The sequence below is a fragment of the Campylobacter lari subsp. concheus genome (assembly GCF_008245025.1).
GTDB classification, from domain to species: Bacteria; Campylobacterota; Campylobacteria; order Campylobacterales; family Campylobacteraceae; genus Campylobacter_D; species Campylobacter_D concheus.
This window is the reverse complement of record NZ_CP043426.1, coordinates 931,688-951,453: the sequence shown is the minus strand read 5'-3', so window position 1 is coordinate 951,453 and position 19,766 is coordinate 931,688. Positions and strand designations below refer to the sequence as shown.

The 19,766-nt window shown below is 31.5% G+C and carries 17 protein-coding genes, 1 pseudogene and 1 riboswitch; of the genes and pseudogenes, 10 read left to right on the top strand and 8 right to left on the bottom strand.

From position 1 onward, the window contains the following. Nucleotides 1–72: 72 nt before the first annotated feature. The 3 genes from groES (at nt 73) to CLCT_RS04960 (ending at nt 2,671) form a co-directional block, all read left to right on the top strand. Nucleotides 73–333, top strand: coding sequence for a co-chaperone GroES (gene groES / locus CLCT_RS04970; protein WP_149062447.1), 261 nt, complete (start codon nt 73–75; stop codon nt 331–333). A gap of 13 nt (nt 334–346) precedes the next feature. After that, entirely contained in the window at nt 347–1,984 is a 1,638-nt protein-coding gene (gene groL / locus CLCT_RS04965; RefSeq protein ID WP_039641822.1) for a chaperonin GroEL, read from the top strand. Nucleotides 1,985–2,101: 117 nt separating this feature from the next. Next, entirely contained in the window at nt 2,102–2,671 is a 570-nt protein-coding gene (locus tag CLCT_RS04960; RefSeq protein WP_039668563.1) for a nudix-type nucleoside diphosphatase, read from the top strand. 10 nt (nt 2,672–2,681) lie between these two features. On the opposite strand, the gene CLCT_RS07845 is transcribed toward CLCT_RS04960, so the two are convergent. From CLCT_RS07845 to rpmB, 5 genes and pseudogenes are all read right to left on the bottom strand, one after another. Continuing rightward, nucleotides 2,682–3,059, bottom strand: a complete 378-nt coding sequence (locus CLCT_RS07845; protein ID WP_371817728.1) for a CZB domain-containing protein — start codon at nt 3,057–3,059, stop codon at nt 2,682–2,684. Nucleotides 3,060–3,122: 63 nt separating this feature from the next. Continuing rightward, a pseudogene (locus CLCT_RS07840) lies at nt 3,123–3,413 on the bottom strand (methyl-accepting chemotaxis protein); the annotation flags it as partial. A gap of 429 nt (nt 3,414–3,842) precedes the next feature. Then, the gene (locus tag CLCT_RS04950; RefSeq protein ID WP_012661736.1) at nt 3,843–4,058 is read right to left on the bottom strand and encodes an HP1242/YdcH family protein; all 216 of its coding nucleotides are present in this window, start codon (nt 4,056–4,058) and stop codon (nt 3,843–3,845) included. Nucleotides 4,059–4,106: 48 nt separating this feature from the next. Continuing rightward, nucleotides 4,107–5,234: a potassium channel family protein gene (locus CLCT_RS04945; RefSeq protein ID WP_039668561.1), complete on the bottom strand. Its 1,128-nt coding sequence runs from the start codon at nt 5,232–5,234 to the stop codon at nt 4,107–4,109. A gap of 25 nt (nt 5,235–5,259) precedes the next feature. Further along, nucleotides 5,260–5,454, bottom strand: coding sequence for a 50S ribosomal protein L28 (rpmB, locus tag CLCT_RS04940; RefSeq protein WP_012661734.1), 195 nt, complete (start codon nt 5,452–5,454; stop codon nt 5,260–5,262). Between the two features lie 142 nt (nt 5,455–5,596). Between rpmB and rpe the strand changes: the two genes are divergently transcribed. The 3 genes from rpe (at nt 5,597) to thiC (ending at nt 8,486) form a co-directional block, all read left to right on the top strand. After that, nucleotides 5,597–6,244, top strand: a complete 648-nt coding sequence (gene rpe / locus CLCT_RS04935; protein WP_149062446.1) for a ribulose-phosphate 3-epimerase — start codon at nt 5,597–5,599, stop codon at nt 6,242–6,244. Further along, entirely contained in the window at nt 6,241–7,005 is a 765-nt protein-coding gene (locus CLCT_RS04930) for a 3'-5' exonuclease (RefSeq protein ID WP_149062445.1), read from the top strand. Before rpe ends, CLCT_RS04930 begins: the two co-directional genes overlap by 4 nt. A 32-nt stretch (nt 7,006–7,037) precedes the next feature. Continuing rightward, nucleotides 7,038–7,141: riboswitch (TPP riboswitch) on the top strand. Between the two features lie 46 nt (nt 7,142–7,187). Beyond that, the gene (gene thiC / locus CLCT_RS04925; protein WP_149062444.1) at nt 7,188–8,486 is read left to right on the top strand and encodes a phosphomethylpyrimidine synthase ThiC; all 1,299 of its coding nucleotides are present in this window, start codon (nt 7,188–7,190) and stop codon (nt 8,484–8,486) included. Nucleotides 8,487–8,513: 27 nt separating this feature from the next. On the opposite strand, the gene CLCT_RS04920 is transcribed toward thiC, so the two are convergent. Together CLCT_RS04920 and nrfH are read right to left on the bottom strand one after the other, a co-directional pair. Then, nucleotides 8,514–10,331: an ammonia-forming cytochrome c nitrite reductase subunit c552 gene (locus CLCT_RS04920; RefSeq protein ID WP_149062443.1), complete on the bottom strand. Its 1,818-nt coding sequence runs from the start codon at nt 10,329–10,331 to the stop codon at nt 8,514–8,516. Nucleotides 10,332–10,347: 16 nt separating this feature from the next. Further along, the gene (gene nrfH, locus CLCT_RS04915; protein WP_149062442.1) at nt 10,348–10,842 is read right to left on the bottom strand and encodes a cytochrome c nitrite reductase small subunit; all 495 of its coding nucleotides are present in this window, start codon (nt 10,840–10,842) and stop codon (nt 10,348–10,350) included. A gap of 227 nt (nt 10,843–11,069) precedes the next feature. Here nrfH and CLCT_RS04910 point away from each other — a divergent pair, with 227 nt between their 5' ends. Next, on the top strand, nt 11,070–13,163 hold the full coding sequence (locus tag CLCT_RS04910) for an RNA degradosome polyphosphate kinase (RefSeq protein WP_149062441.1): 2,094 nt from the start codon (nt 11,070–11,072) through the stop codon (nt 13,161–13,163). 21 nt (nt 13,164–13,184) lie between these two features. Here the strand turns inward: CLCT_RS04910 and rpoD are convergent, their stop codons facing one another. Beyond that, nucleotides 13,185–15,062, bottom strand: coding sequence for an RNA polymerase sigma factor RpoD (rpoD, locus tag CLCT_RS04905; protein ID WP_039668555.1), 1,878 nt, complete (start codon nt 15,060–15,062; stop codon nt 13,185–13,187). 135 nt (nt 15,063–15,197) lie between these two features. On the opposite strand from rpoD, the gene CLCT_RS04900 reads away from it, so the two are divergent. From CLCT_RS04900 to napA, 3 genes are all read left to right on the top strand, one after another. Continuing rightward, a complete protein-coding gene (locus tag CLCT_RS04900; protein ID WP_039668554.1) occupies nt 15,198–16,010 on the top strand; it encodes a flagellar hook-basal body protein in 813 nt (270 codons plus the stop codon). A 17-nt stretch (nt 16,011–16,027) separates the two neighbouring features. Then, complete coding sequence (gene flgG / locus CLCT_RS04895; protein ID WP_039626513.1) at nt 16,028–16,822, top strand: flagellar basal-body rod protein FlgG; 795 nt, start codon at nt 16,028–16,030, stop codon at nt 16,820–16,822. Between the two features lie 169 nt (nt 16,823–16,991). After that, a complete protein-coding gene (napA, locus tag CLCT_RS04890; protein ID WP_149062440.1) occupies nt 16,992–19,766 on the top strand; it encodes a periplasmic nitrate reductase subunit alpha in 2,775 nt (924 codons plus the stop codon).

Genomic DNA, 19,766 nt, shown 5'->3' with positions numbered 1-19,766 from the left:
TTCTTTAATGTATAATTCTATCACTCAAAAACAAAGAGTGCTAAAAATGGCACATTTTAGAAAGGATAAAAAATGAATTTTCAACCTCTAGGAAAGCGTATTTTGGTAAAACGCTTAGAAGAAATGAAAACTACTGCTTCTGGGATTATTATACCAGATAATGCTAAAGAAAAACCATTAAATGGTGAAGTTGTTGCAGTGAGTAAAGAAATAGAAGATGTTAAAGTAAATGATAAAGTAATGTTTGCAAAATACGGTGGAACTGAAATTAAACTTGATAATGAAGAGTATTTGGTTCTTAATATTGATGATGTTTTGGGGATTATTAAATAAAAAAGGATAAAAAATGGCAAAAGAAATATTTTTTTCAGATGAAGCAAGAAATAAACTTTATGAAGGTGTTAAAAAACTTAATGACGCAGTAAAAGTTACTATGGGGCCACGCGGTCGTAATGTATTAATCCAAAAAAGTTTTGGTGCTCCAACTATCACAAAAGATGGTGTGAGTGTGGCTAAAGAAGTGGAATTAAAAGATTCTTTAGAAAATATGGGTGCTTCTTTAGTTAGAGAAGTAGCTAGTAAAACAGCTGATCAGGCAGGCGATGGAACAACAACAGCAACAGTTTTAGCGCATGCTATTTTTAAAGAAGGTTTGAGAAATATCACAGCAGGTGCTAATCCTATAGAAGTTAAAAGAGGTATGGATAAAGCTTGTGAAGCTATAGTAGCTGAACTTAAAAAACTTTCTCGTGAAGTTAAAGACAAAAAAGAAATCGCTCAAGTTGCAACAATTTCTGCAAATTCAGATGAGAAAATCGGAAATTTAATCGCTGATGCTATGGAAAAAGTTGGAAAAGATGGTGTTATCACTGTTGAAGAAGCAAAATCAATTAATGATGAATTAAATGTAGTTGAAGGCATGCAATTTGATAGAGGTTATTTAAGCCCATATTTCATTACAAATACTGAAAAAATGACAGCTGAATTGCAAAATCCATTTATTTTGTTATTTGATAAAAAAATTGCTAACTTGAAAGATTTGTTACCAATTTTAGAGCAAATTCAAAAAACAGGAAAACCACTTTTAATTATAGCTGAAGACATTGAAGGTGAAGCTTTAGCAACTTTAGTTGTAAATAAATTAAGAGGTGTTTTAAATATTTCAGCAGTTAAAGCTCCTGGATTTGGCGATAGAAGAAAGGCTATGCTTGAAGATATTGCTATTTTAACAGGTGGTGAAGTGATTTCTGAAGAGCTTGGAAGAACTTTAGAAAGTGCTAGTATCCAAGATTTAGGTCAAGCTTCAAGCGTGATTATTGATAAAGATAATACAACTATTGTAAATGGAGCAGGTGAGAAAGCAAATATTGATGCAAGAATTAACCAAATTAAAGCACAGATTGCTGAAACAAGTTCAGATTATGATAGAGAAAAATTACAAGAAAGACTTGCTAAATTAAGTGGTGGTGTAGCGGTAATTAAAGTTGGTGCTGCTACGGAAACTGAAATGAAAGAGAAAAAAGATAGAGTTGATGATGCATTAAGTGCTACAAAAGCTGCTGTTGAAGAAGGTATAGTAATAGGTGGTGGTGCTGCATTGATCAAGGCAAAATCAAAAATCAGCTTGAATTTAGAAGGTGATGAGGCTATTGGTGCAGCTATTGTAGAAAGAGCTTTAAGAGCACCTTTAAGACAAATTGCTGAAAATGCTGGGTTTGATGCTGGTGTAGTTGTAAATACGGTAGAAAATAGTAAAGAAGAAAACACTGGTTTTGATGCTGCAAAAGGCGAATATGTAAATATGCTTGAAAGCGGTATTATTGATCCTGTTAAAGTAGAAAGAGTAGCTTTACTTAATGCAGTTTCAGTAGCTAGCATGCTTTTAACAACTGAAGCTACAATTAGTGAAATCAAAGAAGATAAACCTGCTATGCCTGATATGAGTGGCATGGGTGGTATGGGAGGCATGGGTGGTATGATGTAATACCATTTTTTTGCTGCTTTTGAGTTGCTTTTTATGTAAAGCAACTCACTCTTTTTTTATTTTTCTGCACTGATTTTTATTTTTGTTATAATAGATGTAAAATTATAAGGATTTTACATGAAAAATTTACAAGAAGAGCAATTTTCCAACTCAAAATACATTAAACCTAAAAGATATACTTATATAGGCAAAGATAATAAAAAATATACTTGGGATTTTATAGAAGCATTAGATAGTGTTTCTGTTTTTTTATATCATACTCAAAAAGATTCTTTTGTTTTTGTAAAGCAATTTAGAATTCCTTTATGGGATTATCAAAAACGTAATAATTTAAAATTAGATGAGATGGGATTTAGTGTAGAGCTTTGCTCAGGACTTGTTGATAAAAATTTAAGTTTAGATGAAATAGCTAAAGAAGAATGTATTGAAGAACTAGGTTATGCTCCTAAACTTGTAGAAAAAATAGGAGAGTTTTACACAGGTTTTGGTTCAGGTGTAAGCAGACAGTTTTTATTTTATGCTGAAATTACTGAAGATGATAAAATTGGTCATGGTGGTGGAATTGATGGAGAGGATATTCAAGCAGTATGGATAAAAAGAAAAGACTTCGAAAAATTTTCTAAAGAAAATCCTATCAAAACCCCTTTACTTGAATATGCGTATTTGTGGTTTAAAGGTAAGAATTAAATCTTACCTTTTATTTTTCTTCTTTATTTTCAATGTTTGGGTCTTTTTCATCAAGCATTTCTTTAAAGATTACAAATAAATCTTCAGAGGCTTTTTCGGCGTTTGAGCATTTATCTAGAATTTGATTTTGAACTAATTCATTGCCTGTATTTTCATTATGTGCTAAGGCAACGGCTTGGTTGATATTTTCATGCACTTTTTGGTGTGGTAAATTTAACTTACCAAAAGCTCTTCCGCTAGAAAATCTTTCTTTACCTACACCCGCAATCCATTTTGCAAGTCTACAACTTAAATGATCAGAAAGCGTTTTACCTGTGGCATGAATGATTTCGTTATAGCCGTTAAGCTTAAAAGCAACGTGATCTAGTTTAGCTAAAGAAACAAAAATTTCAGAAGCAATACTTTTAGCATGTGAACTAGTTGAGTTTGCATTAGAAATTAATTGAGTAAAATTACTAGAGAATTTTATAATATGTTCATTTGATTCTAGTGACACTTTTTCTACTTGTTCGCTTTGTCCATACATTTCATCTGCATTTTGTTTTAATAGATTAATATTTAATTCTACTTCAGAAGTTGCTTTTTGTGTTTTTTCAGCAAGTTTTCGAACTTCATCAGCAACAACAGCAAAACCACGACCATGCTCTCCCGCACGCGCAGCTTCTATAGCAGCATTTAGCGCTAAAAGATTGGTTTGATCAGATACATCTTTAATTAAATTAATAACATTGGTAATTTCATCAACACTACGATGTAAATTACCTGCTGTATCTCTTGAGCGATTGGCTGATTCAATAATGCTTTGAAGTGAGGATATGATTGAATGTGTAATCGCATTTAATTCTTGCATATCTTTTAATGATGAGTCAGAATACTGAGAAATCATCTCTGCTTTATTTACATTTTCTTGCATATCGCCTTGTACATTTGAAATACCTTTTAATACTCCATTTAATAGCATTTCTAAAAGACGAGTTTCAAGTGCAGTTTTCCCACAATCTTCTTGAAGTTGTTTTTCGTATTTTTCAATTAGTTCTTGTTTTTCTAAAAGAAGTTTTTTGTTTTCTTCTTGTAGCTCTTTGATTTTATTTTGCAAATCTTCAAAGTCTTGTTTTGATTGACTTTTTTTTCCAAACATGGTTTTTCCTTGAAAGTTAAAATTAGAAAGAAATTATTTTTTGTAATTTGATAAATAAGTATTTAACTCATCTTTTAATCTTAGTTTTTCTTTTTTAAGATTTGCAATTTCCAAGCTATCTAGATGAATTCTACCTTCTTCAGCGTCTTTAATTTTATGATCAAGTTCATTATGCTCTTCAAACAATTTATCAAAGTGCATATCTTTACCTTTTAGCTCGGTAATTAAATCTCTAAATTCATGTAGCATATAAGCCTCCTTTTTTTAAATTAGTATTTGATTATAACTTAAAATAAGTTAAATATATTTTAACTCATCAGGTTTTTGCTTGTTTTTTATAATCTTTTTGGCTATTTTTATGCTATCTGCTGTACCTACGATTAATAATTTTGCTCCAGTACCTATTAAAGTATCACCTCTTGGCATAGGTGTGAATTTTTTATTTTCTAAAATTCCTACTATGCTTACATTTGCCATATCTCTTAAATGAATTTCTTTTAATCTTTTAAATCTCACCCATGATTCATCAGGAATTTTAACCTCTTCTAAATCAATAGGGCTATTTTTTTTATAAAGATAATTTTCTAATAAATTTTCCATATCTGGTCTTGCTGACATCGCGCTAAGTCTTTGTGCAACTAATTTTGTAGCAGAAACAATAGAATTTGCCCCAAGTTTTTTAAGTTTTTCTGTTTCATCTTCGTTGCTTGAGCTGGCTAGTATAAAATAAGGATTAATTCTTTGTAATTCTTTTTCAAATAATCTTACTGAGGCGATGATAGCAATATTATCTGCTATGTTATTACTAAGGGTGATTATGCCTTTTGCACTAGAAAGATTGGTTTTTAAAAAAGCTGTGTTGGTATGAGGTGCGCTTTCTATATAATAAGGATAATTATATTTTTCAGCAATCTCACTGAAATTTTCAATTTCATCAACTACAACAAAAGGAATATGATTTTCTCTAAATTGCTGTGCTAATTCTATGGTAAAATCATTATGATAGCATATTACAAAATGATTTTTTAATCTTGCAACTTTATGCAGCATTCTTCTTTCCTTGATGATTTTAGACAAAACACCTTTTTTTACTATTTCTATTACTAAACCCATACAAAAAGTAAATATTGTAAAAGTTAATAATACATATACAACAGTAAAAATTCTACCTGCTGTTGGTATGGGATTAACTTCAGTATAACCCAAAGTGGTAAAAGTCATACCAGCTTGATAAATAGCGTCGTTAAGGTTGTAATTACTTGTGAGCATATAACCAAAAGCCCCAATTAATGTCATCATTACAACAGCAATAAGAGGAATTCTTAAAAATTTAAGTTGCTCATAAAGCTCATCATTGAGATTAATTGAAGGTTTTGGAGAGGGAGACCAATTGAGGAATTTTTGTAGCTTTTTTAAAAAAGACATAGTAATTCCTCGTTTACATTAAGGATTATTTACTACTTTGCTTTTTAAGTGTTCTTAAAGTTGAAGCAGCAACTCTAACTTTTCTAGTAGTTCCATCTTCTAAGGTAATACGAACTGTTCTTAAATTTGGCAAAAAGCGTCTTTTTGTTTTATTGTTAGCATGGCTAACATTGTTACCTACCATAGGTCCTTTTCCTGTAATTTGGCAAATTCTTGACATAAATTTTCCTTATGAAATAAAAATAATTTTTAGCATTATATCTAAAACAAGCTTAAAAAAATCAAATATTATCAAAAATACATAAAGAAAATTTGATAATAAGTATGATAAAATTATTTTTTACTTTTATTGGAGATATAAAATGTATGTAGCGCCAAGTTTATTGTCTGCAAATTTTTTAAATTTGGAAAATGAGATTAAAGATGTGTGTGAAGCAGGGGCTGATTTGTTGCACATTGATGTAATGGATGGGCATTTTGTGCCAAATCTTACTTTTGGTCCTTGTGTGATTGAAAATATTTCAAAAATTACTTCAGTGCCTTTAGATGTGCATTTAATGGTATATAATGTTAGTAGTTTTGTAGATTTATTTATCCCAATAAAACCAAAATTTATTAGTTTTCATTTAGAAGCTGAAAATCATCCTATTAGGGTGTGTGAGTATATAAGAAAAAAAGGTATTCATCCTGCCATTGTTTTAAATCCACATACTCCAGTTTCAAGTATAGAGTATATTTTAGAATTTGTAGATATGGTGCTTTTAATGAGTGTTAATCCAGGCTTTGGTGGGCAAAATTTTTTACCATTGATATATGATAAAATTAGACAGTTAAGAGAAATGATAGATAGGAAAAATCTTAAAGTTTTTATAGAAGTAGATGGTGGGGTAAATGGTTTAAATGCACCTGATTTAGATGAAGCAGGAGCTGATATTTTAGTCGCAGGTAGTTATATCTTTTCCTCGCAAGATAAAAAAACAGCAATCAATTCTTTAAAGCTTGAATTTTGAGCCAACAACAAATCGATGATTTAATCATCAAGCTAAGTAAGGAAAACAAACCTTTTCCTTGGGTTTTAAAAGAACTTGCAAAAATAGAAGAATTAAACCATTATGATTTTGATTTATATATTTTTGAGCTTTTAGGGCTAGGAGTGGAGCTTAATGCACAAAATTGCTTGTGCTTAAAAAGTAAGAATATAAAAATAAAAGATGAGATTTTTTGTGTAGTAGATATTGAAAGCACTGGTGGGATAAAAAGTGGTCAAATTTTAGAAATAGGTGCGGTTAAAATTCAAAATTATAAAGAAATTGATAGATTTGAGAGCTTTATAAAAGTAGAAAGTATACCTGAAAATATTACAGAATTAACCGGGATTAGTTTGGATATGGTAGAAAATGCACCTTCTTTAAAAACTGTGTTAAATGATTTTAAATTGTTTTTAAAAGATAGCATTTTTGTAGCACACAATGTACGTTTTGATTATCATTTTATATCTAAAGCTATGTATGAAAATGATTTTGGAGTGCTTTTAAATAGAAGATTATGCACTATTGATTTAGCTAAAAAGTGCATTGAAAGTCCAAAATACGGTCTTGATGCACTAAAAGAGTTTTTGTGTATTGAAAGTAAGCATCATAGAGCCTTAAGTGATGCTTTGGCTGCAAGTGAAATTTTAAAATACTGTCTTAAAAAAATTCCTTTTTATATAAAAACCACCGAAGAATTGTTACATTTTAGCAAGCAAGCTAAAAGTCAAATAAAAAAATAAACTTTGTTTTGTATTTATTGTTATACTTGCTTTGCATAAATGACGGGAGCTTGTGATACAGGCTGAGAGTAAGCTAAAAGCTTAGACCGCACCAGAACTAGGTAATGCTAGCGTTGGGATAATTTATCAACTACTCACATACCCTTCATTTATCCAAATTTTTATTTTAAGGATAAATTTAAATGAAAACTCAAATGTCTTATGCAAAAGAAGGAATTTTCACAAAACAAATGCAAATTGTTGCACAAAAAGAGCAAGTAAGTGAAGATTTTTTGCTTGAAAATATAGCATATGGAAAAATCATCATTCCTGTAAATATCAACCATAAAGCACTAGACCCAAATGGTATTGGCTATGGACTTAAAACAAAGGTAAATGTAAATTTAGGTGTTTCAAATGATTGTGTAGATTATAGTGAAGAAATGAAAAAAGTGGAGTTAGCTCATAAATTTAATATAGAAGCTATTATGGATCTTAGCAATTATGGTAAAACTAGTCGTTTTAGAGATGAGCTAATTGCTACTTCAAAAGCTATGATAGGCACGGTGCCTGTTTATGATGCAGTTGGATTTTTAGAAAAAGATTTAAAAGATATTAAGGCAAAAGATTTTTTAGATGTAGTATATCATCATGCTAAAAGTGGAGTGGATTTTATGACAATTCATGCAGGGATAAATTCTCGTGCTGCTAGGGTTTTTAAAGAGTGTGATAGGATTACTAATATAGTTTCAAGAGGAGGTTCAGTTCTTTATGCTTGGATGCAAATGAATAATGCTGAAAATCCATTCTATGAATATTATGATGATTTGCTTGCTATATGTAAGGAATTTGATGTGACACTTTCTTTGGGCGATGCACTAAGACCAGGTTGCACCCATGATGCAAGCGATGGAGCTCAAATTGCTGAACTTATCGAACTTTCGTTGTTAACTAAAAGAGCATGGGCTCAAGATGTACAAGTAATGATAGAAGGACCTGGTCATATGGCTATTAATGAAATAGAAGCTAATATGCAACTTGAAAAAAGAATTTGCAACGGCGCACCTTTTTATGTCTTAGGACCATTGGTTACTGATATAGGTGCAGGATATGATCATATAAGTGGAGCAATCGGTGGAGCAGTTGCAGCAGCAGCTGGTGCTGATATACTTTGCTATGTAACACCTGCTGAGCATTTAAGACTTCCAAATTTAGAAGATGTAAGAGATGGTATAGTAGCGACTAAAATAGCAGCTCATGCAGGAGATATAGCCAAACTTCCTAAAGAAAGAAAAATAGATGATGCAATGAGTAAAGCTAGACAAGATATTGATTGGGAAAAAATGTTTAAATTAGCAATTGATGGAGAAAAGGCTAAGAAAATGTTTAATGAAAGAAAACCTGATGAGCTTAATTCTTGTTCAATGTGTGGAAAAATGTGCGCTATGAACACTATGAATAAAATTTTAAAAGGTGAGGATGTAAGTTTGATAAAAGAATAAACCCTCGATTATGAGGGTTTAGTATGATTAATCTATTACTTTATAATTATAAGGTTTTAGATTTTTATCATCTTCAAGAAGTTTTGCCGGTGGATTACCATTTACTTCTTGGTGTTTATAGTAGCGATCTCCTGCTTTGTTGCCATTTAGATCTACTTTATAGTGAATTTCACCTGGATTTAATTTTTGAATATCTTCAAAACCTAAATTTGAAGTTTTGAAATCTTTAATACCATTTTTGGCTGCAATTTCTACTAATTTAGTTTGTCCTTGTCTTGACATATCAACTGATTGTAAAAGCATTCTTGAAGCTTCTCTAGGATTGTGGAATCCTGTTGAGTTTTCAGCACCTACAAAGTCTGCTCTTACTTGAGATTTTCTATGTAGTTCTAATACTTCTTTTAATTCAGCTGAAATTTTAGCATCATCTGCTTTGCCATTAGTTTGGAATTTAGGCATTTTTCCAAGCTCTGCGCGAATAGTTTCTACATCTTTAATTAAGCTTACTAAAGAATATTCAGCTGTTCTTAAATCATGAGCTACTGAATTTTGAATATCTTTTACTTGTTTAGCTAGATAGCTTTCGCTTTGAGTATGGCAAGTTTTACAAGCTGAGTTAATATCAACTAAAGGTGAAGTGATGTTATGGTTAGTAACTTTTTTTGCACCTTTTCTAATATAAGGCATGTGACAATCTGCACAACTTACACCATTTGCAGCATGCACTCCACCACTATAAAGCTCGCTTTCTGGGTGTTGAATTTTTAACATAGGTGCTTTAGTGATTTTATGAACCCAATCACTTGGGAAATTTTCTCTACTTTTTTCATAATAATCATCAAACATTTCTATTCTAAATGACTCACCTTTTTTCCACTCACTCCATGGATAGGTTAACTCTATACCATCAACTTCAATTTCAATTGGTTTATTTCCATCTCTCCAAGAGTCAAACTCATCGTAAGTTTTTTGTGTGCCATTCCACCATTTTTTAGAACTATCATTAGCAATACTTTCACCGATAGTTTTTACTTTAGTACCTGTTGGTTTGAAATAATACTCAACGTGACATTGAGAGCATACTAAAGTTCTCATTTCGCTTCTTGAAGCTTTAATGCCTTGTTTTTCATCTGCTTCATAGCCTCTTGAAATTAATGCATTGATTAAAGCTGGTCTTGTAAGTCTTAAACTCATATCTGTTGGGTTGTGACAATCTGCACATGTTACTCCCATTCTTTTTCCACCATGAGGTCCACTGTGCTCAGGTGAGTTTTCTTTAGCTCCATTTACCGCAGGAACTGTTTTAATCATAGTCCAATATTTTGCAGAGTTAAATGCCACCCAATCACCTTTTGCAGTGTTGTTTAAAAGCCAAGGAGTCCATCCACTATGGCAGTTCATACAAGCTGTTGGTTGGCCACCAAATCCTGCAAAGTCATGTGCATTTAAGAAGTCTTTGTTATTTCTAGCTGTATCCATTTGATCTACTTGAACCCAAAAGTGTCCTCTTTCTTCATTTGCATCAATGCTAAATGGATAACCTGCCCAAAGAACAGTTAGTTGTGGATAGCGGATTAGTTTTGAATAAGCTAAATTTCCACCAAATTCTGTTGCATTAGGTGCTTGTTTTTCCACTGCTGTATGCATATCTAAATAATCAGGAAAGTTCTTTCCCCAGTAATCAAAAGTGGGATTTTCATCGCCAAGTTTTACAATTTCTTGAGAAATGATTCCGCCCACTGAATCATTTGTTTTAGCTGTGATATCTTGATTTAACCACAATACGCCCGCAATAGCTACTATAGTAGCACTTATAGCACTATATAAAATGCCTTTATTATTCATTAATTACTCCTTTCATTTAAAATCCTCTCTTATGGCCAACACCTTGGTGACAAGATACACAACTTAAAGAATTATTTTTGTGTGGATCTAGAGTAGGGTTGATAGTGTTGCTCGCAATTTCTTTATGGCATTCTATGCAATTATTTTGGACTATTTCTTTACTTTTTGCATTTGCACTTAAATGCGTAGGTAAAGAATCAAGTTTAAAAGTAAATGCATAAGCATGTCCTAAACCACTTTGAGCTTTAGCAATCCATTTTTCAAAAAAGCTATGTGGCAAATGACAATCATTACAGGTTGCTCTTGGTTTACCATCAACTTCTTTAGAGTGTGAAGCTTTTAAATAATCATTATAAACTTCGTTCATAATATGACAGTTATTACAGCTTTCACTGGCATCGCTAAAATAAGAAGTGCCTTTAGCATTATGGAAAGTATACATTCCAACTCCTGCTAAAATTACAAGCAAGAAGAGGAAAACAGCAAAAAGTTTTGAGTTTGCTTTTTTCAAAGTCTCTCCTTTGAATGAAGTTTAAGTTGCAAGAACTTATGTTTAATTATATTACACTATAAAACTTAAAAAATAAATATAAATTTATCATTCATTTATATTTTTTTTAATAAGATCAAAAAAGTATTATTTTTTTATATAAATTTATTTACTATTATAAAAATAAAATAAATTTTAATAAAAGAAATACTAAAATATTAAATACTAGAAAATAAGGCAGGTGTATTATGCAAATTCAACCATCAATGTATATTAATAGAGAACTTTCTTGGCTTGCATTTAACTCCCGTGTTTTAGATCAATGTTCCAAAGATCTTCCTTTGCTTGAAAAACTTAAATTTATAGCCATATATTGTACAAATTTAGATGAGTTTTATATGATAAGAGTGGCTGGATTAAAACAGCTTTTTATAGCAGGAATAAGTACAGCAAGTAATGATGAAATGACACCACTTGCACAGCTTAAAGCCATTAGAAATTATTTACATGAAGAAAAATATGTAGTAGAACAGTATTTTACTAAAATCACTCAAGATTTGGAAAAAGAAAATTTATTTATTCGCTTATATGAAGAACTTGATGAGGATTTAAAACAAGAATGCAATGATCATTTTTTCTCTAATATTTTTCCTGTAATAGTACCTATTGCGGTTGATGCAACTCATCCTTTTCCACATTTAAATAATCTTTCGTTTTCTTTGGCGGTAAAACTTTGCGATCCTATGCATCCTGAACTTTTAAAATTTGGCATGATACGTATACCTAGGGTTTTACCAAGATTTTATCAAGTAAGCTCTAATATTTATGTGCCTATAGAAAGCATAGTGCGCCATCATACCGAACATATTTTTCCTGGTTATAAGCTTTTGTCATCTGCTGCCTTTAGGGTAACTAGAAATGCTGATATGGAGATAGAAGAAGAAGAGGCTGATGATTTTATGTTGATTTTGGAGCAGGGTTTAAAGCTTCGTAGAAAAGGTGCTTTTATACGCTTGCAAATAGAAAAAGGCGCAGATGAGCAGTTGATCGAATTTTTAAGTTCTCATATGAATATTTTTCATAAAGACATTTATGAATACAGTATACTTTTAAATTTACCATCACTGTGGCAAATTATTTCTAATAAAGAATTTACACACTTACTAAACCCTGTGTATACATCAAAGATTTTACCTCCTTTTGGAGATAATGTATCTATTTTTAATGCAATTGATAAACAAGATATATTAGCTATACAGCCTTATGAAAGTTTTGAACCTGTGTATCAATTTATCAAAGAAGCAAGTAAAGATCCTAAGGTTGTTTCTATAAGAATGACTCTTTATAGGGTAGAAAAAAATTCAAACATAGTTCAAGCATTAATTGATGCAGCAAGTGATGGTAAACAAGTTACTGTAATGGTAGAATTAAAAGCACGCTTTGATGAGGAAAATAATTTACACTGGGCAAAATCATTAGAAAATGCAGGAGCTCATGTAATATATGGCATTACAGGTTTTAAAGTGCATGCAAAAGTAGCTCAAGTGATTAGAAAAGAAGGGGATAAATTAAAAATTTATAATCATTTAAGTACAGGCAATTACAATGCAAGTTCGGCTAAAATTTATACCGATGTGAGTTATTTCACTTCTAAAGAAGAATATTCTCAAGATACCACAACTTTTTTTCATATACTTTCAGGATATAGTAAAAGCCGTCGCTTAAAGACTTTATCAATGAGTCCAAAGCAGATTAAGGAGCGAATTTTAGATATGATAGCTACTGAAGCAAGCCATGGAAAAAATGGAGCAATCATAGCTAAAATGAACGCTTTAGTAGATGGTGATGTGATTGAAGCTTTATATGAGGCTTCAAATAAGGGTGTTAAAATAGATCTTATTGTGCGTGGAATTTGTTGTTTAAGGCCTGGAGTAAAAGGGTATAGTGAAAATATAAAAGTTAGAAGTATAGTTGGAAAATATTTAGAGCATGCTAGAATTTTATATTTTAAACATACTGAGCCAAATTATTTTATTTCAAGCGCTGATTGGATGCCAAGGAATTTAGAAAGAAGACTAGAATTAATGACTCCTATTTTTGATGAGCATTCGCGTGCAAAATTAGCTCAAATTTTAAAACTACAGTTAAGTGATAATGATTTAGCTTATGAGTTAAACAGTGAAGGAAGATATCGTAAGATTGCTTTAAATGAAGCAGAAAAAATTAACAATTCTCAACAAATTTTAGAAGAATATATTAGTAGAATTTTTAATACCTTGAAAAAAGATACTGATCATAGTAGGGCAGCGCATTTAGCAACGAAGCTTTTTAGGGATAGCTAATCCTTGCTTTTTTAGCAAGGATTATTTCCAACCTTCTATGTAATTTTTAAGTTTTCTACCAACTTTTGGGTGCTTGAGTTTTTTTATAGCTGAGCTTTCTATTTGCCTTACTCTTTCTCTTGTAACATTTAGTTCTTTGCCGATTTCTTCTAAGGTTCTATCGCTTTCATCATCCATTAAACCAAAACGCATTCTAATAACAGCTTTTTCTCTATCATTAAGCTGATCTAAAACTTCATCAATTTGTTCTTTTAAATCATCTTTTAAGATGTGATCCATAGGAGAAATCGAAGTTCTATCTTCTACAAAATCTCCAAATTTACCATCATCTTCATTGCTAATAGGTGCTTCTAGAGAAATTGGCTCTTTAGTGATTTTAATTACTTGTTTTACTTTATCTATGCTAAGTCCTACTTCTTTAGCAATAATGCTTACATCAGGTTCTTTGCCTTCTTTTTGTAAATACTCACGAATGATTTTATTGATTTGATTAATAGTTTCTATCATATGAATAGGAATTCTAATTGTTCTTGCTTGATCAGCAATAGCTCTTGAAATAGCTTGTCTAATCCACCAAGTTGCATAGGTTGAAAACTTATAACCGCGTTTGTATTCAAATTTATCTACCGCTTTCATTAAGCCTATATTACCTTCTTGGATTAAATCTAAAAATGGTAATCCACGATTGGTATATCTTTTAGCAATGCTTACAACCAAGCGTAAATTTGACTTTGCCATTCTGGTTTTAGCTTCATCTGAGATTTTTTTACCACGTTTTATTTGCTCTAGAATTTCTTTTAGTTGATCTTTTTCTAAATCAAAAGAATTTTGGCTGGCTTCTTTGGTTTGAATGAGTTTTTTAATCTCCATATAAGTGCTTACCATCGTAGTTTCTAGTGCGCGTTCAGCAATTTCTTCTTTACTAAGTTTGGTAATATCTTTTAAGATATCTTGGTGTCTTTGTTTTAATTCTTCTGAAAACATTGGTAAACGATACTCTAAGCGTTTTAATTCTTTGTCAAATTCCTCATCGCTTTTTAAAGCTGTTTCCATGGATTTTACGATTTCAGAAATAAGTTTTGAAGTTGGACCTAGATCCATTAGTTTTTCTTTTAATATATTTTTCTTGAAAGCAATTATGAGTTTATCTAACAATTCATCATCATTTTTTTCTGCATTAATAGTAGATATGGTTTTTAACCATTCTTTTTTTGCTTTTTCTAAGGCTTTAAAACTTTCTATAACTTTTAAGGTTCTTTCATCTTCTTTCTTGCTTGCTTTTTTAGGTTTTTTTTCACTTGAGTTTTCATTTTCCTCGTTTTCATTTTCTTCTTCAGAATCTATTTCATCATCATTTTTATCATCATCATTTTTATCATCATCTTCAAAGCTTTTAAAAAGCTCTTTTACTCTTCTTTCTCTATTGATTAAAGGTTCTTTATAATCAAGTATAAAATCTATCAAATAAGGCACAGAACAAAAAGCATCGATGATAATGTCTTCACCTAGCTCAATTTTTTTAGAAATTTCAACTTCCTCATCTTTATTTAAAAGAGCTATTTGCCCCATTTCTCTTAAATACATTCTAACAGGAGAGTCTGATCTACTCCATTCAAGCAAATCATTTTCATTGGCTAAATCAAATTCATTTTCTAAACTCGTATCTTGTAATTTTTGTTTTTCTTCTTGTAGTTTTTTTGCTTCTTCTAAATTTCTTTTTTTAGCAATTTCAGCTGAAGAAATTAATTCAACTTTATGTTTATCCATTAAATCGCGGATTTTTTTTGCACTTGTTACATTTGGAAGCTTTGCAAAATACTTGACAAGTTTTTCATATGTGATATAATCTTTAGAATTTTCTTTGAAAAGTTCTTCTAAAACATTGGTTTCATTAGCCATGAGTACCCCTTGTATTTAAGTAATGAGTGTAAAACCAAATATTATGCCTAAAAATTAATTAAAAACAAATAAAAACATTTTGGAACATCTTTTGCTTTGTTAGCTAGAAAATTAAGATTTTAGTTAGGAAAAACAATGCAAAATGGGTATTATCAGGCTACTGGCGCTATGGTTACGCAGTTTAATCGCTTAGATGTTGTAACTAATAACCTAGCAAATGTAAATACGAGTGGCTATAAAAGAGATAATGTTGTTATTGCAGATTTTAAAAGGATTTTTAAAGAAACTCAAGATGAGCTACCTATACAAAATCACACAAGAGATGCTGCAAGATTTGTAAATACAACTATAGATAGAGTTCCGCAGGTTAATCATGTCTATACAAATTTTAGTGTAGGTTCTATGAAAATGACGCATAATCCTTTGGATTTAGCTCTTACTCGCGAAGATACTTTTTATTTAATTAAAACAAATAATGGCGAGGTAAGATTAAGCCAAGATGGAAATTTCCAGCTTGATGATGAGGGTTATTTGGTAAATCGTCAAGGGTATAGAGTTTTAAGCAGTGATTATTTTAACAATCCTGAAAATGATGGCATACGTATAGGAAATTCCACTTCTTTTATTAATGTAGATAAAAATGGAATCATCAGTGCATCTAATCAAGATATAGCAAGATTATTTGTAGCACAAGTTGATGATTTAAGAGATTTACAAAAAGATGGCGATAATATGTACAAAATCGATAATTTAAACAAAATTAGAGATTTGCCAAATTCAAATGCTATAAAGCAAGGTTTTACTCAAGGATCAAATGTTAATCCAGTTACAGAAATGGTAGGATTAATTGAAGCAAATAGAATGGTTGAGATGTATCAAAAAGTTATGACATCTCATATGGATGATTTAAATCAAGAAGCTATTAATAAATTAGCAAGTACTAAATAAAACTAAGGATAGATAAAATGTTAAGATCATTATACACAGCAGCATCAGGGATGGTATCGCAACAAACACAAATTGACGTAACTTCAAATAATATTTCAAATGTTAATACAGTAGGTTATAAAAAATCGCGTGCAGAATTTGCGGATTTGATGTATCAAACGATGAAATACGCAGGTACTTCAACCTCAAGCACCACAAAACACCCAAGTGGTATAGAAGTGGGTCTTGGTTCAAGAGTGACAGCTGTTAGTAAAATTTTTAGTGAAGGTAGTTTAAAACAAACATCAACATCAGGTCTTGATATGGCAATTGCTGGTAATAATGGCTTTTTTCAAATTCAAATGCCTGATGGAACTATAGCTTATACTAGAAATGGTCAATTTACTAAAGATGCCGAAGGAAATATAGTAAATTCAGATGGTTATAGACTTTTGCCAGAAATGACTATACCTGAGGATGCTACAGCCATTAACGTAGCAAGTGATGGAACGGTTTCTGTTATGCAACCAGGAAATACAGCTGAAACTCAAATAGGCCAAATCGAGCTTGTAAATTTTATTAATCCAGCGGGCTTACATGCTTTAGGAGATAATCTTTTAGTAGAAACTGATGCAAGTGGTGCGCCTATTGCAGGTATAGCAGGGGAGAATGGATTTTCTGTAATTAAACATGGCTTTGTAGAACTTAGCAATGTTCAGCTTGTAGAAGAAATGACTGATCTTATTACAGGGCAAAGAGCTTATGAGGCAGGCTCAAAAGCTATTACTACAAGTGATGATATGCTTGGTATTGTAAATCAATTAAAACGCTAGAATTAACTAGCGTTTTATAATATGCAAAAAATATTAAAAAATACTAAAAAACTCCTATTTATAAATACTTATAAAATATTCTCTATTATAATTTAAATTTAAAATAATCATAGTAATATTTTATCTATGTATTCTTTTATACATAAATAAAACAATAACGAGGGATATAATGAACAGAAGGGACTTCATTAAAAATACCGCTATTGCTAGTGCTTGTGGTGTTGCAGGCCTTAGTGTTCCAAGTAGTGTACTTGCAAATACTGAGAATAAATGGCGTTGGGATAAGGCTGTTTGTAGATTTTGTGGTACAGGCTGTGGAATTTTAGTTGCAAGTTTAGATGGCAAAATTGTCGCTGTAAAAGGAGACCCAGCAGCTCCGGTAAATCGTGGATTAAATTGTATTAAAGGTTATTTTAATGCAAAAATCATGTATGGAGAAGACCGTTTGGTAACACCTTTACTTCGCGTAAATGCAAAAGGTGAGTTTGATAAAAAAGGAAAATTTCAACAAGTTTCTTGGCAAAGAGCTTTTGATGAAATGGAAAAACAATTTAAAAAAGCCTATAAAGAAAAAGGTGTTGAGGGAATTGGAATTTTTGCAAGTGGTCAATATACTATACAAGAAGGATATGCTGCTGCAAAATTAGTAAAAGCTGGTTTTAGATCAAACAATATCGATCCAAATGCACGTCATTGTATGGCTAGTGCTGTTGTTGGTTTTATGCAAACTTTTGGGGTTGATGAGCCTTCTGGTTGTTATGATGATATAGAGCTTACTGATACTATTATTACTTGGGGTGCAAATATGGCAGAAATGCATCCAATTTTATGGTCAAGGGTAAGTGATAGAAAATTAAGTAATTTAGATAAAGTTAAAATCGTAAATTTATCTACTTTTTCTAATAGAACTTCTCATATAGCAGATACTGAAATCATTTTCAAACCAAATACTGATTTAGCTATTTGGAATTATATCGCTAGAGAAATTGTTTATAATCATCCTGAAGCAATGGATAAAGAATTTATCGAAAAACATTGTATTTTTACAACAGGTTATGCTGATATTGGTTATGGAATGAGAAATAATCCAAACCATCCTAAATTTAAAGCAAGTGAAAAAGATACCGTAATAAAGCAAAATGCTATTATTGTAGATGAAGAAGAAGCAGTATCTTTGGCTTATTTGGGGGTAAAAGCAGGCGATAAATTTGAAATGAAACACCAAAATACTCCTGATGCGCATTGGGAAATTTCATTTGAAGATTTCAAAAAAGCTTTGGAGCCTTATACGCTTGAATATGTTGCTAAAGTTGCTAAGGGTAATGAAGATGAAAGTATGGAAGAATTTAAGAAAAAACTTCAAGAATTAGCTAATCTTTATATAGAAAAAAATAGAAAAGTTGTAAGTTTTTGGACTATGGGCTTTAACCAACACACAAGAGGTACTTGGGTAAATGAGCAAGCTTATATGGTACATTTTTTACTTGGTAAACAAGCTAAGCCAGGTAGTGGAGCATTTTCATTGACAGGGCAACCAAGTGCTTGTGGAACAGCAAGAGAGGTTGGAACTTTTTCACACCGTTTACCTGCTGATATGGTGGTGGCAAACCCTAAACATAGAGCTATTAGTGAAAAAATTTGGAAAGTACCTGCAAAAACGATCAATCCAAAACCAGGCGCACCGTATTTGAAAATCATGAGGGATTTAGAAGATGGAAATATCAAATTTGCTTGGGTACAAGTGAATAATCCTTGGCAAAATACAGCTAATGCAAACCACTGGATAGCAGCAGCAAGAGAAATGGATAATTTTATTGTTGTAAGTGATTGTTACCCAGGAATTAGTGCCAAAGTGGCTGATTTGATTTTACCAAGTGCAATGATTTATGAAAAATGGGGAGCTTATGGTAATGCTGAAAGAAGAACTCAACACTGGAAACAACAAGTATTGCCTGTAGGTGAGGCTATGAGTGATACTTGGCAAATTATGGAATTTGCAAAACGCTTTAAATTAAAAGAAGTTTGGGGTGAAACTAAGGTAAATGATAAGCTTACTTTACCAAGTGTTTTGGAAGAAGCAAAAGCTATGGGTTATAGCGAAGATGATACTTTATTTGATGTGTTATTTGCAAATAAAGAAGCAAAAACTTTCAAAGCTAAGGATAATATCGCCAAAGGTTTTGATAATTCTGAAGTGTTAGGTGATGAGAGAAAAGTCATAGGTAGTGATGGTAAAGAATTTAATGGTTATGGATTTTTTGTGCAAAAATACTTATGGGAAGAATATCGTAAATTTGGCTTGGGTCATGGACATGATTTAGCTGATTTTGATACTTATCATAAGGTAAGAGGTTTAAGATGGCCTGTAGTAAATGGCAAGGAAACACAGTGGAGATTTAATACTAAATTTGATTATTATGCTAAAAAAGCTGCTCCAAATTCAGATTTTGCATTTTATGGAGATTTTGCAAAAGAACTACCAAAAGGAGACTTGCTAGCTCCGCAAACTAAAGAAAAATACAGCTTAAAAAATAAAGTAAAAATTTTCTTTAGACCATTTATGAAAGCACCTGAAAGACCAACCAAAGAGTATCCATTCTGGTTGTCTACTGGTAGGGTTTTAGAGCATTGGCATAGTGGAACAATGACTATGAGGGTTCCTGAGCTTTTCCGTGCAGTTCCTGAAGCGCTTTGTTATATGAATGAAGATGATGCTAAGGTTATGAAAATCAATCAAGGCGATATTGTATGGGTAGAATCTCGCCGTGGCAAAGTAAAAGCTAGGGTAGATTTTCGCGGTAGAAATAAACCTTCTAAAGGCCTTGTGTATGTGCCTTGGTTTGATGAGAATGTGTATATAAATAAAGTTACACTAGATGCAACTTGTCCATTGTCTAATCAAACAGATTTCAAAAAATGTGCCGTAAAAATTACTAAAGCATAA

What these genes read in the sequence shown, in the direction of transcription:
- groES (WP_149062447.1), top strand. Translation starts at nt 73, where the DNA reads ATGAATTTTCAACCTCTAGGAAAGCGTATTTTGGTAAAACGCTTAGAA.
- groL (WP_039641822.1), top strand. Translation starts at nt 347, where the DNA reads ATGGCAAAAGAAATATTTTTTTCAGATGAAGCAAGAAATAAACTTTAT.
- CLCT_RS04960 (WP_039668563.1), top strand. Translation starts at nt 2,102, where the DNA reads ATGAAAAATTTACAAGAAGAGCAATTTTCCAACTCAAAATACATTAAA.
- CLCT_RS04950 (WP_012661736.1), bottom strand. Translation starts at nt 4,058, where the DNA reads ATGCTACATGAATTTAGAGATTTAATTACCGAGCTAAAAGGTAAAGAT.
- CLCT_RS04945 (WP_039668561.1), bottom strand. Translation starts at nt 5,234, where the DNA reads ATGTCTTTTTTAAAAAAGCTACAAAAATTCCTCAATTGGTCTCCCTCT.
- rpmB (WP_012661734.1), bottom strand. Translation starts at nt 5,454, where the DNA reads ATGTCAAGAATTTGCCAAATTACAGGAAAAGGACCTATGGTAGGTAAC.
- rpe (WP_149062446.1), top strand. Translation starts at nt 5,597, where the DNA reads ATGTATGTAGCGCCAAGTTTATTGTCTGCAAATTTTTTAAATTTGGAA.
- thiC (WP_149062444.1), top strand. Translation starts at nt 7,188, where the DNA reads ATGAAAACTCAAATGTCTTATGCAAAAGAAGGAATTTTCACAAAACAA.
- CLCT_RS04920 (WP_149062443.1), bottom strand. Translation starts at nt 10,331, where the DNA reads ATGAATAATAAAGGCATTTTATATAGTGCTATAAGTGCTACTATAGTA.
- CLCT_RS04910 (WP_149062441.1), top strand. Translation starts at nt 11,070, where the DNA reads ATGCAAATTCAACCATCAATGTATATTAATAGAGAACTTTCTTGGCTT.
- rpoD (WP_039668555.1), bottom strand. Translation starts at nt 15,062, where the DNA reads ATGGCTAATGAAACCAATGTTTTAGAAGAACTTTTCAAAGAAAATTCT.
- CLCT_RS04900 (WP_039668554.1), top strand. Translation starts at nt 15,198, where the DNA reads ATGCAAAATGGGTATTATCAGGCTACTGGCGCTATGGTTACGCAGTTT.
- flgG (WP_039626513.1), top strand. Translation starts at nt 16,028, where the DNA reads ATGTTAAGATCATTATACACAGCAGCATCAGGGATGGTATCGCAACAA.
- napA (WP_149062440.1), top strand. Translation starts at nt 16,992, where the DNA reads ATGAACAGAAGGGACTTCATTAAAAATACCGCTATTGCTAGTGCTTGT.